Genomic DNA, 14720 nt, shown 5'->3' on the forward strand with positions numbered 1-14720 from the left:
TGTTTTTGATTTTGGTCCACGCATTGCCAATACCTCCTGGGAAAATATCCCTATTTATATTATCGGCTTTTGTGAACTAAAACTTTAGTAAAATTCGTGCGAAATTTAGTCAACACGACACTAGATATTAACAAGGTTTTTTAATAAGAGGAAGTGTTACATTTCTTATTACCCTCAGTCTATTCAAAACCATAGGAAAAATTACGGAACCTCTGTTATCATTCTATCTATTATATATATCGGTTTTTAAGAGGGTTAAACTTTAGATTTTTTTTTGGAAATTCAATTCCTATTGTAAATAAGAGCGGAAAATGGGAAATTAGTATTTTTTAGGGTTTGTGATAATTTCTGTATAATGTATTTTGTCATAAAAGTAATCAGACAAAAAGCTAGCGAAATATAGGAAGTTGTGTAAGTTCGGTTAAGCCTTCTTTTATCTTTTCCCAATGATTTCCTTTCCAATAATATTTACCACACAATGTGCAGAGGGAAAAATTATCATAGCGGGAAAAGACAATATTGGGAACATTGTTATAAGCCTTTTCTTTCTTTATTTTCTCTAATAGTCCATTACAGCTTGGACATCTTGTAAATATGTTCTTTGTATCTAAATTAAACCTTTCTATCACTTGTTTAATCTGCTCTTTTATATCCTCTGATTTTATCAAAAGTGATGAAACAGCAAATCTCTTTACCAAAAGCCTGTCCCTTGTAAGAAGGATTCTCCCTTCTTTTTTTGCCTCATTTATAAGCTCATCGTCTGATATTCTGGTGCAATATTTAGCATCATAACCCATAATCCTTAACCATCTTGCAAGCTTTCCGAGCATATCATCAAGGATAAACTTCATTTAATGGACACCTCTTACATAATGGATTGGTTTTTTTGCAAAAATCCTTTCCAACTTTAACAAGAAGGGCATGGTAGTTATTGAATAGAAAAACATCCTTTGGGAGATTTTCCATAAATATTGATTGAATGGCATTGTAAGTGGCTTTTTCATCTATAATCCTATGCCTTGCAAGGATTCTCTTCGTATATGCGTCAACAACGAATATAGGTTTATTTCCTGCATATAAAAGAATGGAATCTGCGGTTTCATTTCCTATTCCATGTATTGAAAGAAGCTCATTGCGAAGAAAAAAGAGCCCTTTTTCAAATAATTTTTCAAGGGAGCCGCTGTATCTTAAAAAAAGAAAATTTATAAATGCTTTAAGTTTTTTTGCCTTTTGGTTGTAAAATCCTGATGGTTTGATGACATTAGCAAGTTTTTCTTCTGGGATTTCATTCATTTTCCCTGGACTTAATAAATTTTCTCTTTTTAAATTTTCAATTGCCTTCTCCACATTTTTCCATGCAGTATTCTGGGTAAGGATAGCACCAACTATTATTTCAAATTGAGTCTCACCTGGCCACCAATTCATATCAGAAAAGGTATTGTAAAGAAGGTTATATATCTTTTCAAGGGTTTTTTTCATGCAGTGAACTCAAAGGATGCTTGGGTCCAATATAGCCGAGCCAATTTGTCATCGTTTAAATGAAATTGAAAGGATTCTTTTGGCTCAAATATGAAGCTTTGGTTGGTTGGTTGGGTTTCATTATATGTTTTATTCCAAAGATTCCTTTGTGATAAAAAGCCATTTTCTATTGATACCTCAATATTTCCCACTCCTACCTCCAATTGGGAAAATGTTTCTCTAAGGTTATGGAGGTTTGTTTCTATCAATTCTTTAAGATGCGGGTTTCCTACGGTAAACTTTGTATCAAGAATGCCTTCGTTCATTGTAAGCTTCATATTTAGCTTTCCAAGAAATTCTGGTTTGAGAATGATGTTCATTTCTGTTTTTGCATTTGCTAGCTTTAAATCTGCTTGCTGGACTATCTCATAGAGCTTTTTATCTAAAGAAAAATCCTGTTTTTTTGGATTTTCAATGGAAGGATTTAATGTTTCAGGAGTTTTTTCTGGTGAAATCGGCTCTTTCAATATATTTGATTGAAAAATAGGGGATTTGTTATCTTTGTAATCTTTAAAATCTTTATAATCTTTGGGGAAAAATTCATCTTTTTCTTTATGTCTCTCAATGTTGATAAGACTATTTTCTTTATCAAAAATTTGCTCCTGGGGGATTGGGAATTTGTTAGAATTGCAGATTTTTGCCTCTACTCGCTCGCAAGATACTTCATATGCGAATTTTGAATTACGAATTTCTTCTTGTGGATTTGCCTTTAAAATATTTAATTTTAAGCCATCTTCTGTATTCTGTATTCTGTATTCTGTATTCTGTAGGTTGTGGTCTGATGTTTTGCTGATTTCCTGCTCTGGTATTTTGCTGTTCTGTATTTTGTCTTCTATTCTCTGTGGCCTGTGATCTATATTCTGTGGTCTGGGGTTTGGTGTTTGTTGTCTATTGTCTGGGGTTTGGTGTTTGTTGTCTATTGTCTGGGGTTTGTATTCTGTATCTTCTATCTTGTATTTTTGAGGTTTATTCTCTTTAGATAATTCAATGGAATTTCGGATTGCAGATTGCGAATTAAGAATTTGTTCTTGTGTTCTGTGTTCTGTGGTCTGTGGTTTAGATTCTGGGTTTTGGACTTTGGGTTCTATGGTTTGTCTTTTGTCTTCTGACACTCTGACCCCCTGACCCTCTGACTCTTGACTCCTAACTTCTATGGTCTGTGGACTATCCTGTATCCTGTATCCTGTATCCTGTATCCTGTCCTCTTGTGGCTTAAGGTTATTTTGTCTTGGTAATTCCTTTGGAGATTGAGAATTAAAGGTTGTTTCTTGTGGTTTAAGGCTTAAAATTTGTGGTTTATTCTCTTTGGATAATTCTTGTGGAATATCTATCCTTTCAGGTTTGTCGCTCTGTCGCTCTGTTGCCCTGTCGCTCTGTGGTTCTGTGGTTCTGTTGCTCTGTAGTTCTGTGGCTCTGTTGCCCTGTGGTTCTGTTGCCCTGTCGCTCTGTTGCCCTGTCGCTCTGTCGCTCTGTAGTCTGACTTCTGCCCTCTGTGGACTATGGTCTATGGTCTGTGGTTTAGATTCTGGGTTTTGGACTTTGGGTTCTATGGTTTGTCTTTTGTCTTCTGACTCCCTGACTCCCTGACCCTCTGACTCTTGACTCCTGACTTCTACCTTCTGACTCCAGACTCCTGACTCCAGACTCCTGACTTCTGGCCCCCTGACCCTCTGACCCTCTGACTCTTGACTCCTGACTTCTACCTTCTGACTCCAGACTCCTGACTCCAGACTCCTGACTCCTATTTGAACTATTTCAACCCTTGCTATATCTATCCCTTTTAATGGATTTTCTTTAGTTAAAAGAAGGTTAAATGGTGGGATTAAAATTTTTTGGTCTTGGGGTTTATCCTTTTTAAATTTAGATAAAACTCTATCCCAATTTTTATTACCAAAAACCTTTTTTTTGGGAATTTCTCCTACCTTTTCTATTAAATCCGAAACCCTTGCGGGTAAAATTATAGACTTCACCCTTCTTCATCCTTCCCCTCCTCACTAAAAACTAAAAACTTAAAACTATTTAACGCCCTGTCATCTTTCTTGACAATTCAGCCGCCCTTTTTGTGTCCATCTTCATTAAACAAACAGCAACAGCCGAATCCTTCATCCTCATAAATATAGAAATTACGGTTTGATCATCAAGGTCTTGAAGTATTTTTGCCGCCTGATCAGGGCTCATACTTGAGTAATAAAGGGCAAGCTTCTGCCACCTTTTTTCCTCATCCTCATATACCTTAATCCTTTCCTCCAAAGCACTTTGCTTTTTCAAAAGAGCATCTTCTCTAAAGGCAACATCCTTTTCCTTTTCCTCAAGCCTTTCCTCTTTCTCCTTAAGTTTTTCCTCTTTTTCAGATATTTCTTCAAACCTTTTATCTACTGATTCCTTAAGATTTCTAATCTCCTCCTTCTTTATTACCTCAAATGGTATTTTTTTCGGTGTAAAGAATTTCCCTATACCAGGAATTGTAGCAAGCTTGGGATAAATAACCTCTTCTTTGTTAAAAACGCCGACCTTATCCAAAACATAGATTGCACCTATAATAGATGCAACCATAAGCAACAAAAGAAAGATAATGGTTATAAAAGCACTTCCTTTCATTTCTTTAAACTTAAAACATTAACACCCCTTTCAAAAAGAGAAAGCCCAATTTCATCAAGATTAAAAGATTCTTTTCTTTCTTCCTCTATTTGTTTTTTTATCTCATACTTTTCCTTAAGCCTCTCTATTACCCTTTTTTCCTGTGATGCGACTACAAGCTTTTTTCTTGTGCTATCCAGCTCATTTTTTAACTCTTCTATCCTTTTCTCCTGCTCTTTTTGTCTATTATGAAGCCAGATAATATAATTATCCCATTCCTTCAAATCAAAAATAGAGATCCTCCTTTTTTGCAAATGAGATACTTCATCAAGTGATTTCTCTATTTCATCTTCAATATGGCCTAAAATATTTTCTTCAAACTCAATCCCTGCAATAATCCTTCCAACCTCCTTTTTTAAAAGATCCTCTTTATATTTTCTTACCCTTAAAACAGCCTCATATCTAAACATCTTAAAAACTAAAAACTCAAAACTAAAAACTTAAAACTGTGGTTATATTTTATTAAATCCTTACCACAATTTTGAATTTTGAGTTTTGCATTTTGCATTTATTTTCACCCTTCCTTCTCCTGAAATATTTTCATCAAGCCAGCCAATGTGTTTTGATACTCAGATTTCTCCCATATCCCTTGCTTTAAAAAATCCAAAACGCTATCAATTTTCAATAATGCATAATCTATCTTTGGATTAGAGCCTTTCGCATATGCACCAATGTTTATCAGGTCTTCTGCATCCTGAATTGTGGCAAGAATCTCTCTTAAACCTCTTGCTGTCTGCTCTTGTTCTTGTGAAACAATATCAATCATAACCCTTGAGATGCTCTTTAAAATATCAATAGCTGGATAATGGTTTTTCTCAGCCAAATTCCTTGATAAAACAATATGTCCATCAAGGATTGCCCGAATATTATCAGAGATTGGCTCATTCATATCATCAGCATCTACAAGGATGGTATATATTCCTGTAATTGTTCCCTTTTCTGATGTTCCAGACCTTTCCAAAAGCTTTGGTAGAATAGCAAATACAGATGGCGTAAAACCCCTTGTTGCTGGTGGTTCTCCAATGGACAACCCAATCTCTCTCTGAGCCCTTGCAAACCTTGTTACAGAATCCATCATAAGCATAACATCCATTCCCATATCTCTAAAATATTCAGCAATGGCTGTGGCAACAAATGCAGCCCTTATTCTTGCAAGGGGAGGTTCATCTGATGTTGCAACCACCATAACAGACCTCTTAAGCCCTTCCTCCTGTAAGTCTTTCTCAATAAACTCCCTTACCTCCCTTCCCCTTTCACCAACTAATGCAATAACATTTATATCAGACCTTGTAAATCTAGCAAGCATTCCTAAAAGGGTGCTTTTTCCAATTCCAGACCCAGAGAATATCCCAAATCTTTGTCCCCTACCAATGGTTAAACAAGAATCAATTGCCCTTATCCCTGTTTCTAGTATCTTGTTTATCCTTGGTCTTTTCAATGGGTCAGGACAATCGGAAAATATAGGATAAGAGGCATCTACAATAATTGGACCCTTTCCATCAATAGGCATACCAATCCCATTCAACACCCTTCCCTTTAAGCCTTCTGAAACACCAACCCTTAAGGGAGAGCCTGTTGCTATAACACAATCGTCTGCCTTTATTCCCTCTGTCTCTCCTATTGGCATCAATAAAATATTTTTATCCCTAAATCCAACAACCTCTGCCATAATCCTTTTATTTAAAGACAAAATAAAGCATATCTCACCAATTGAAGCAAGGGGTCCTTCTGATTCTATAACAAGGCCAATTACCTGTTTTACCCTTCCTTTTACTTGAATTGGGTCAATTCCTTCAATTCTTGCCTTAAGGCTTTGTGCATTCATTTTTTATCACATTAAGCTGATTATCAATTGTAGCATCAATTATACCAAAATCAAAATAAATCTTGCATCCACCTTGTTCAATAGATGAATCACCTGCAATATCTACCTCTTTCAAAAATCCCCTTGCAATTTCTATATCATCAGGGTTTAAAAGAAGCCTTATTTTACTATTCCCCGCCTTTTTCAATGCCTCTCTTATATTCCCTAATACAACATCCTTTTTAATTGAGGTCTCATTCTTTACTATCTTCTTCGCCATTAAAAGGGAAAGGTCAAGGATAATATTTTCATCAATTTTTTTTAAGGAAGAATCATATAATGAATTTAGGGATGATAAAATCCCTTTTATTGATGCAATAACCCTTGTTATTTCAATTTCGCCCTTTCTTTTCCCCTCCTCAATTCCATGAGAAAATCCCTCTTTATATCCCTTATCCCTTATTTCTTCTTGCTTTTTAGCCGCCTCATCCAAAATAGACCTCGCCTTTTCTTCTGCCTCTTTTTTAACATATTCCTCTATATTTAAAAGGTTTTTTCTCTTTTCCTCAATCTCTTTCTCAAGTTTCTTTAGAATTTCATTGTCCTGCCTTATTTTATTCTCCAGCCTTTCAATTAAGGTTCTTCCCTCTCCTATAAAAACCTCCTTTGCTTCTATAAGAACCTCTCCATTTATAGATGGTGATTTATATATCATTCCTATTGCATTTTTTTCATTCTATAATTGCTTCCTTTCCCTTTCCTCCTCCACGAGAGATCATAATTTCACCAGATTCCTCTAATTGCCTGATTACACCTATTATCTTCTGTTGAACCTCCTCTACCTCTGATAGCTTCTTTGGTCCTAAATATGATATTTCCTCTTTAAGCATCTCCTGTGCCCTTTTTGGCATATTTTTAAATATCAAATTTTTTATTGTATCAGATGCACCCTTAAGGGCTAATGCCAGATCCTTTGAATCAACCTCCCTTAAAACCCTTTGTACTGTCCTATCATCAAGCTTTGTAAGGTCATCAAAGATAAACATTCTCTTTCTTACCTCTTCTGCCAATTCTGGATCTTCCTCAGAGATGGCATCAATTATTGCCTTTTCTGTTTCCCTATCAGATTCTTGAAGAATCTTTACCACAGAATCTACACCATCTGTTTGGACAATATTTGCCTCTGCAGCACCTACCTCCTTTTCATATCTCTCTTTTAGGGTATTTTCTATTGATGAAACAAAATCTCCTGAAATGCTTTTCATTGATGCTATCCTTCTTGATACATCTTTCCTTATATCCTCAGCAAGGTTAAGGAGAACCTCAGATGCCTTTCCTGCAGGAAGATTAGAAATAACAAAGGCTATTGTTTGAGGATGCTCATTTGAAAGAAAGCTTGCCAATCTAATGGGGTCTGCCTTCTTCATAAAATCAAATGGCTTAAGCTTCAATATATTTATTGCTTTTTCAATTACCCTATTTGCACCTTCCTCTCCAATAGCCCTCCTTAAAACCTCCCTTGCATAATCAATCCCTCCCTTCAGGATAAATTCCTGGGCAAGAAGCAATTCCCTGAATTCAGCAATAATTTCCTTTTTTTGTGTAGGTTCAATCTTTGGAAGTTTTGCTATTTCAAGGGTAAGCTGGTCTATCTCTTGTTCATTTAGGTGTTTGAACACACCCCCTGCTGCCTCAGAACCCAATGCCATAAGAAGCATTGCCGCCTTCTGTGGTCCAGTTGCCTTAATAGCCATAATAAGAAAATGCAAAATGCAAAATGCAAAATGCAAAATAAAATAGATAAATTTTAAACATTTTCCTCTCCTACAAGATATAGAATAAAATCGGTTTTTTCTTCTGAAACGAGATTTGCACCTTCTTTTATCTTTGCCTTCTCATCATTTGTGAGATAGCCCATAACCTCTTTTGCCTCACCTTCCTCCAAAGATGATAAAAGAATACAAGCCTTTTTAAGCCCCTCGCTCATTCCTCTTCAGAAAGCCAATTTTTTACAAGTTTGGCAACAAGGGCTGGCTTTCTCTTCGCTGTTTCTAATGCTTGCATTTCTTCTTCAGAGAGGGATATTCCCTCTGCTGCTAATTGGGTTGCAAGCGTTGGAATTTTTCCTTCTACCTTTGCCATCTCTGGCTTTGCCTCTTTTTTCATAAATTGCTTTATTATTGAAAGCATAATTAGACCTATTATAATGAGAAAAATAAGACCAGCACCCCCAATTCCTGCCATTGTTATTGTTTGTTTTGTTTTCTCCTTTTTTTCTCTTTCTGCCTCAAGCCATTCCTGGCTTCTATCAAATTGAACATTCTCAACCTCAACAAGGTATTCCCTTTCTAAATATTCCTTTCCCTTTTCAGCACCAATAGCTGCCCAGACAAGCTTCTTAAATTTTTCCATCTCATCATTTGTTCTTGGAGAATATATGGGATTTCCCTTTTTATCCCTTTTTATTTGACCCTTCTCATCTAGCTCATATTTTCCATCTACAAAAACACCTACAGATATTTTTGAAATGGATGGTGCTTTAACAAGACTTGTTTCCTCCTTGTCAGCATAGTAATTAGTTCTTGCCTCTTTTTTGTTATATTCAACAGGACCTTGTGTCTTTGCTATCTCTTTATAACCAGGGATTTGGGATTCAAGGCCTGGCTGACCCTCTGGTTTTACACCCTCTCCTTTAAATGCCTCATCCACCTTTTCTTCACTTATCTTTAATTGCTCAAAACCTGGCATTGAATACTTCTCAAGCTTTGTTTCCTTTCTATCAAAGCTCATTTCATATTTTACAATAACCTCCACCTTATCATATCCAATAACCCTTGATAGCCTATCCCTTATCCTCCTTTCAAGACCCTTTCTCTCCTCTTCTTGCAAAGCAAGCTGTTTTGATGTTATTGTCTCTTGTTTTTCTTCTCCTATATCCTCTGAGAGAATCCTTCCCCTATTATCAACAACCGTGATATTGCTAGGCTTCAACCCCTCAACAGCAAATGAAACAAGGTTTATTATTCCAGCAACCTGCTCCTTGTCAATAGTCGCATAGGGAGCCATTGTTAGCTTAATAGAGCCAGTAACGGGCTTTTCTTCCTCAATAAATAGCTTTTTCTCTGGAAGGACAAGGAGAACCCTTGCATTCTTTATGCCTTCTATGGATTCTATTGTTCTTTCAAGCTCACCCTGAATGGCTCTTAAATAGTTTATCCTCCTTTCATAATCTGTCATTGTAAACTTTGTTGTATCAAAAAGCTCCCAGCCCTTTATCCCTCCTGTTGGTGCAAGTTTTCCTGAGGCAAGCTTAAGCCTTAATTTATCCCTGTCAGCTATGGGAACCTTGATTGTTGTCCCCTCTAATTTATATGGCTGTTTCCATTCCTCAAACTTACTTGTTATCCTTCCTGCCTCCTCAGGGGATATGTTTGTATATAAATCAGCATATTCTGCCCTTGTTATGTATGAAATAAGAAAAAGAAGGAGGATAAAGGAAAGTAATCCGCCACCTACAATGGTAATTTTCTGTCCCCTTGTCCAGCTTTTCCAAAGGGCTGCTATCTGCTCAAAAAACCTATCCACACCTTTATTTTATGCTTCTCTAAAAATAAAGTCAAGAAATCTTTAAGAAATTTAGAATTTCTTTTTTCTTTCATACACATAGAATTCTTGAAATTCAATTGATTTTGGGTATAACATATCTTAATAAAGATATTCTATCAAAATTTTTATCCCTTTGCAATAAAAATTGTGAGTAATCACCTATTAGAAATGGCTTTCAGCCTATTCACTATTCGCCTATAATCTTTACCTTTGGCAAGATGGGATTGGCAATTCTCTATAAGGATGGGAATAATACGAGAGGAAACGATTCTTTTATCAGCAAAGATACAGGTAAATATAAAACTTTCCCTCCCAGAAATTTCCCAATTTCACTAAAACCTTTCATAGGGCTTAAATTTATGGCTGTTGAAAAATAATTAGAATAATCCTCCCCCTTTAGCGAAACGAGAGCGATAGCTTTATTTTTATTGTGCTTTTTATGAAGGCTTAAAAGAACTATACCGAAATAACTCAAATTTGCAACTATCCTCCTCTAACTTGACAAATGAGGTTGAACAATAAAGTGTAAAGTTAGGGGTGCAAACCTGAGTTGGTGTATGCGTTTAGCTTTAATGGAACAAATGAAATCCGAAATCTTAAAACAAATTCAAATGACTAAAATTGAAAATTCAAAACAATATAATTTATTTGTTATGAGAATAAAGATTTGCCGTAAAGAAGTAAAAGAGAGTAAATATTGGTTGGAGTTGATAGATACAAACCATTCTGAAAACTCTAAAGTGTTAGAGAAAGAACAACAGGATTTAATTGAAGAAGCCATAGAATTGATGATGATTTTCAGTTCTATAATGAGGAAATCGCAGTAAAAATGTTTAGAATTTTGAATTTAGATATTGTTTCGTGCTTCGTGCTTCGGATTTCGTGCTTTCTTTCATTTTAACTTCCTTTCTTCTTCTCGTCTACCTAAACACATACAGAGATTTAAATCCTAAATTTCAAATCCCTCTCCAAGATATACCTTCCTTGCGGTATGGTCAGATACAAGCATAGAAGATGAGCCTTCAAATAATATCCTTCCCTCAAATATTATATAAGCCCTATCTGTTATCTTGAGGGTTTCTCTAACATTATGGTCTGTTATCAATATGCCAAAGCCCTTGTTTTTTAGGTTTTTTATTATCCCCTGAATTTCAGAGACCCTGATTGGATCAACACCAAGGAATGGCTCATCAAGAAGGATGAATTTTGGGTCTGTGGATAGAACCCTTGCAATCTCAAGCCTCCTCCTTTCTCCTCCAGAGAGTGTTCCTGCCTTTTGGTTGGAAAGAGAAAACAAGCCAAAATCAGAAAGGAGAGAAAAAACCTTTTTTTCCCTTAAAACCCTATCCTTTTCTATAAATTCAAGGACAATTGTTAAATTCTCCCTTGTTGTAAGGCTTTCAAATATGGATGGTTCCTGGGGAAGATAACCAATTCCCTTTCTTGCCCTCTTGTATATTGGAAGGTCTGATATATCAAAAGAATCAATTGTAATCTTTCCCTTATCAGGCTCTATTAAGCCAAGAATTGAGTAAAATGTCGTTGTTTTCCCACTTCCATTTGGTCCTAAAAGCCCAATTATTTCACCCTCTCCTACCCCAATACTTACATTATCTACAGCGCATTTATCCTGAAAATATTTTGTTATAGAAATAGCCTCTAATTTCATATCTTTATTTTACAATTTACAATTTAGCTTTTACAATTTAAAATTTTAGATTATGAAAAAGGTAGAGGATAAAAAGGCTATAATCCCAACAAAGCCTATTATTTATGCAATTGTTTGTGTAATATTTATCGTTCTATTTTTCTTTTATAAGAAAGCCTCCCTTTCTATAGAGAAAGTATTTCTTCTTATTATAATTATAAGCTTATTTATTTTTCTTATCGTGCTTTTATTTAAAAAAAGAGATATTTCCCAAAGGCTGGCAAGTTTTATCCTCATTCTATTAACATCCATTTGCACTTCTATCTATGCCTATGTTTCTGTGATTCAATGTAGTGCATTTCTTACAGGCCATTGGGACCTGGCAGGATTTGACCAGGCAATATGGAATACAATCAAAGGAAGGATCCTTGATACAACAATGTATGGCCATAATTTTCTGGGAGAACATATGTCTCCTATGCTTATAATATTTGCTCCCTTTTATCTTATTTGGCAGGATCCAAGGATGCTTCTTATTCTACAAAGCATATTTCTTGGACTGGGAGCAATCCCTGTATTTCTCATTGCAAAGGATAAGCTAAAACATAATTTATTAAGTTTATCATTCTCTTTTGCTTATCTCTTCCATCCATTTTTATCAAGGATAAATCTCTTTGAATTCCATGAAATCTGCCTTGCCCCATTTTTCCTTCTCTTTACCTTCTATTTCTTGCAAAGAAGGGTGTGGATTCTTTACTTTATCTTTCTTTTTCTCTCTTTAATGGTTAAGGAGGATATTTCTTTAATTATAACAGCCCTCGGTATTTATTCCTTCTTTAAGCAGAACAAAAAGATTGGCCTTATTACATTTACTATTGGAATCCTTTGGGCATATCTTTCTATTTCTGTTTTAATCCCTTATATCAGAAAGGCAACAGAAACAGGGGGAGGTAAGGTAACCTATGGCTATTTTGGAAGGCTGGGTTTGGGAGAAAGCCAGGGAGAAATTATCAAAAACCTTATTCTAAAACCACAAAATACCTTAAAAAGGATATTTCTACCAGGAAAAGAAAAGCTTGCTACAATTATCTTGCTTATCCTTCCCCCTGCTTTTTTTTCCATATTAAGCCTTGAAATTTTAATTGCCCTACCTGAGATTTTTCTTCATTTTCTCTCTCCCTGGTCAGGTCAATACCTCCTTGCTTATCAATATTCTACCCCAATTATTCCCTTTGCTGTAATATCTGGTATCTATGGATGCTTATGGTTAAAAAGGCTTAATCCTTTTGCCCTAGCCATTTTGATCTTTACAACATCATTTCTTTCAAACTTTTATTTTTCTTTTAGGGGGCTTAATATTTCTCCTCAAAACCCAGATTTTTATGTAAAGCTGTATAACCCAGACAATCATAAAACCATCCTTTCCATCCCAACAGAAAATCTAAAGAAATATTATCAAATAAAAAAAACAAGGTTATTATTTGAAAGTTTAAAAAAGATAATCCCAGAGAATACCCCTGTTTGTGTTCAGGATAACCTTATGACCCATTTTTCGCAAAGAAGAACCCCCCTGGATTATTTTCCTAATTATGATTTATCTGAATATATTGTCTTTAATACATATGGGTTTGGAGAATGGGTAATTCATTGGGAAAGCCTTGAGGCATGCAATAAGGGTTTGGCTTCTCTTTTAAAAGATAATAGATTTAAAATATTCTTTAGGGATAATCCAGGCTATGGAGGAATAGCCATTTTTGGAAAAAAAGAAAGAGAGGAAGAGATAATAGAAAATGCAAAGAAAGTTGTAAAGGAAAATCCAAAATCAACCTATAGCCACTTTATTCTTGGTTCGGTCTATTTTCATACAAATAACCATAAAAAGGCAAAAAAAGAATTTGAAACTGCCCTTAATATTGATAAACAAAATACCTTTGCCAAAGATATGTTTGAACAATGCAAGGATTAAAATATGTATGAACCCGTTATAGGTCTTGAGGTCCATCTTCAGCTTTCAACAAAAAGCAAGCTATTTTGTGCCTGCTCAACAAGGTTTGGTGCATCAGCTAATACTTTGGTTTGTCCTGTTTGTCTTGGTCTTCCTGGATGCCTTCCTGTTTTAAACAAAGGTGCTGTTTCCCTTGCTATTATCTCGGCAACGGCTCTGAATTGCAAGATAAATAAAATATCAAGGTTTCATAGAAAGAATTATTTTTATCCAGACCTTCCAAAGGCATATCAAATCTCCCAATACGATGAACCTTTGGCAATAGATGGCTTCCTTGAAATAGATGGAAAAAAAATAGGGATAATCCGTGTTCACCTTGAGGAAGATGCAGGAAAGCTTATTCATAAAGAAGATTATTCCCTTGTTGACTTTAATAGATGTGGTATCCCTTTGATTGAGATTGTATCATCCCCTGATATAACAAGCCCGAAAGAGGCAGGAAAATACCTTGCAGGACTTAAAACAATATTTGAATACCTTGAGGTATCAGATTGCAATATGGAGGAGGGTTCTTTAAGGTGTGATGCAAATGTCTCTGTAAGCAAAGAGCAAGGAAGACTAGGAACAAAGGTTGAGATAAAGAATATGAATTCGTTTAAAGGTGTAGAAAAGGCATTATCCTATGAAATAGAAAGGCAAACCAATCTTTTGAAGGAAGGAAAAAAGATTATCCAGGAAACAAGGTTATGGGATGAGAAGAAAGGGGTTACCCTATCTATGAGACAAAAGGAGGAGGCGCATGATTACAGGTATTTTCCAGAGCCAGACCTTCTTCCATTGGTTATAGAGCAAAATTGGATTAAAGAATTAAAGAAAGAAATTCCAGAATTACCCAGTGTTAAGAAAAAGAGATTTGTAGATGAATATGGCTTGACGCAATATGATGCAGGGGTTTTGACATCATCAAAAGAAATAGCAAATTTTTTTGAGGAAACCTTGAAGGATTATAATAACCCAAAGATTTTAAGCAATTGGCTATTAACAGAGGTTCTTTCCCTTACTACTCCTTCTAAGATAAATGAATGCAAGATAAAACCAAACCTCCTGGCAAAGATGCTCATAATGATAGAGAAACAAGAAATATCTGGAAAAATAGGAAAGGAGCTAATTGTTGAAATATTCAATACAGGAAAAGACCCAAAAGATATTGTGAAAGAAAAGGGGCTTATTCAGATAAAGGATGAGGAAAGCCTTGTTTTAATGATTGATGAAGTAATAAAGGAAAACCAAAAGGCAGCAGAAGAATATATGTCTGGAAAGGAAAAGGCACTAGGATTCCTTATTGGAGCCTTAATGAAAAAAACAAAGGGAAAGGCAAACCCAGAATTAGCAAATAGGCTTTTAAAGGAAAGAATAGCTACAGCATATGTTTAGCTGTTGACTAACGCTACGTTATTTGATAAAATATGTAGCGTATGCAGATTAAAATTCATAAGAATGCTTGTACAACTTTAGCCATTAGGCAAGAGATAAAAAACTCTCCCCTTTCTGCCTATCTCTTG

Annotated in this window: 15 protein-coding genes; 4 read left to right on the forward strand and 11 right to left on the reverse strand. The window is 35.4% G+C overall.

Features of this window, described 5'->3' with window-relative positions; all coding sequences use genetic code 11:
• Window positions 1-389 precede the first annotated feature (389 nt).
• The 10 genes from AB1630_05040 to fliF form a co-directional block, all read right to left on the reverse strand.
• The gene (locus tag AB1630_05040; protein ID MEW6103167.1) at window positions 390-851 is read right to left on the reverse strand and encodes a Mut7-C RNAse domain-containing protein; all 462 of its coding nucleotides are present in this window, start codon (window positions 849-851) and stop codon (window positions 390-392) included.
• Entirely contained in the window at window positions 835-1479 is a 645-nt protein-coding gene (locus tag AB1630_05045) for an endonuclease III domain-containing protein (GenBank protein ID MEW6103168.1), read from the reverse strand. The genes AB1630_05040 and AB1630_05045 overlap by 17 nt, the downstream gene beginning before the upstream one ends.
• On the reverse strand, window positions 1476-3488 hold the full coding sequence (locus AB1630_05050) for a flagellar hook-length control protein FliK (protein ID MEW6103169.1): 2013 nt from the start codon (window positions 3486-3488) through the stop codon (window positions 1476-1478). The genes AB1630_05045 and AB1630_05050 overlap by 4 nt, the downstream gene beginning before the upstream one ends.
• A 49-nt stretch (window positions 3489-3537) precedes the next feature.
• A complete protein-coding gene (locus tag AB1630_05055) occupies window positions 3538-4116 on the reverse strand; it encodes a hypothetical protein (protein MEW6103170.1) in 579 nt (192 codons plus the stop codon).
• The gene (fliJ, locus tag AB1630_05060; GenBank protein ID MEW6103171.1) at window positions 4113-4565 is read right to left on the reverse strand and encodes a flagellar export protein FliJ; all 453 of its coding nucleotides are present in this window, start codon (window positions 4563-4565) and stop codon (window positions 4113-4115) included. The genes AB1630_05055 and fliJ overlap by 4 nt, the downstream gene beginning before the upstream one ends.
• A gap of 104 nt (window positions 4566-4669) precedes the next feature.
• Window positions 4670-5980, reverse strand: a complete 1311-nt coding sequence (gene fliI, locus AB1630_05065; GenBank protein ID MEW6103172.1) for a flagellar protein export ATPase FliI — start codon at window positions 5978-5980, stop codon at window positions 4670-4672.
• On the reverse strand, window positions 5961-6674 hold the full coding sequence (locus AB1630_05070; GenBank protein ID MEW6103173.1) for a FliH/SctL family protein: 714 nt from the start codon (window positions 6672-6674) through the stop codon (window positions 5961-5963). The genes fliI and AB1630_05070 overlap by 20 nt, the downstream gene beginning before the upstream one ends.
• Window positions 6675-6690: 16 nt before the next feature.
• Window positions 6691-7749 carry a flagellar motor switch protein FliG gene (gene fliG, locus AB1630_05075; GenBank protein MEW6103174.1) on the reverse strand — a complete coding sequence of 353 codons (1059 nt, stop codon included), beginning with the start codon at window positions 7747-7749 and terminating at the stop codon, window positions 6691-6693.
• Between the two features lie 17 nt (window positions 7750-7766).
• Window positions 7767-7946 carry a hypothetical protein gene (locus AB1630_05080; protein ID MEW6103175.1) on the reverse strand — a complete coding sequence of 60 codons (180 nt, stop codon included), beginning with the start codon at window positions 7944-7946 and terminating at the stop codon, window positions 7767-7769.
• Window positions 7943-9544, reverse strand: coding sequence for a flagellar basal-body MS-ring/collar protein FliF (fliF, locus tag AB1630_05085; GenBank protein ID MEW6103176.1), 1602 nt, complete (start codon window positions 9542-9544; stop codon window positions 7943-7945). Before fliF ends, AB1630_05080 begins: the two co-directional genes overlap by 4 nt.
• A 239-nt stretch (window positions 9545-9783) precedes the next feature.
• Here fliF and AB1630_05090 point away from each other — a divergent pair, with 239 nt between their 5' ends.
• Both AB1630_05090 and AB1630_05095 read left to right on the forward strand, forming a co-directional pair.
• The gene (locus AB1630_05090) at window positions 9784-9942 is read left to right on the forward strand and encodes a hypothetical protein (protein MEW6103177.1); all 159 of its coding nucleotides are present in this window, start codon (window positions 9784-9786) and stop codon (window positions 9940-9942) included.
• A 180-nt stretch (window positions 9943-10122) separates the two neighbouring features.
• Window positions 10123-10392 carry a hypothetical protein gene (locus AB1630_05095; protein MEW6103178.1) on the forward strand — a complete coding sequence of 90 codons (270 nt, stop codon included), beginning with the start codon at window positions 10123-10125 and terminating at the stop codon, window positions 10390-10392.
• 122 nt (window positions 10393-10514) lie between these two features.
• Here AB1630_05095 and lptB read toward each other — a convergent pair whose 3' ends face one another.
• On the reverse strand, window positions 10515-11234 hold the full coding sequence (gene lptB / locus AB1630_05100) for an LPS export ABC transporter ATP-binding protein (protein ID MEW6103179.1): 720 nt from the start codon (window positions 11232-11234) through the stop codon (window positions 10515-10517).
• A 52-nt stretch (window positions 11235-11286) separates the two neighbouring features.
• On the opposite strand from lptB, the gene AB1630_05105 reads away from it, so the two are divergent.
• Together AB1630_05105 and gatB are read left to right on the forward strand one after the other, a co-directional pair.
• The gene (locus AB1630_05105; GenBank protein ID MEW6103180.1) at window positions 11287-13179 is read left to right on the forward strand and encodes a DUF2079 domain-containing protein; all 1893 of its coding nucleotides are present in this window, start codon (window positions 11287-11289) and stop codon (window positions 13177-13179) included.
• 3 nt (window positions 13180-13182) lie between these two features.
• Window positions 13183-14592 (forward strand): Asp-tRNA(Asn)/Glu-tRNA(Gln) amidotransferase subunit GatB, encoded by a 1410-nt coding sequence (gatB, locus tag AB1630_05110; protein ID MEW6103181.1) that lies wholly within the window; start codon window positions 13183-13185, stop codon window positions 14590-14592.
• The last annotated feature ends 128 nt before the right edge of the window (window positions 14593-14720 follow it).

It is taken from the genome of bacterium, from assembly GCA_040753555.1.
GTDB lineage: Bacteria > UBA9089 > UBA9088 > UBA9088 > UBA9088 > JBFLYE01.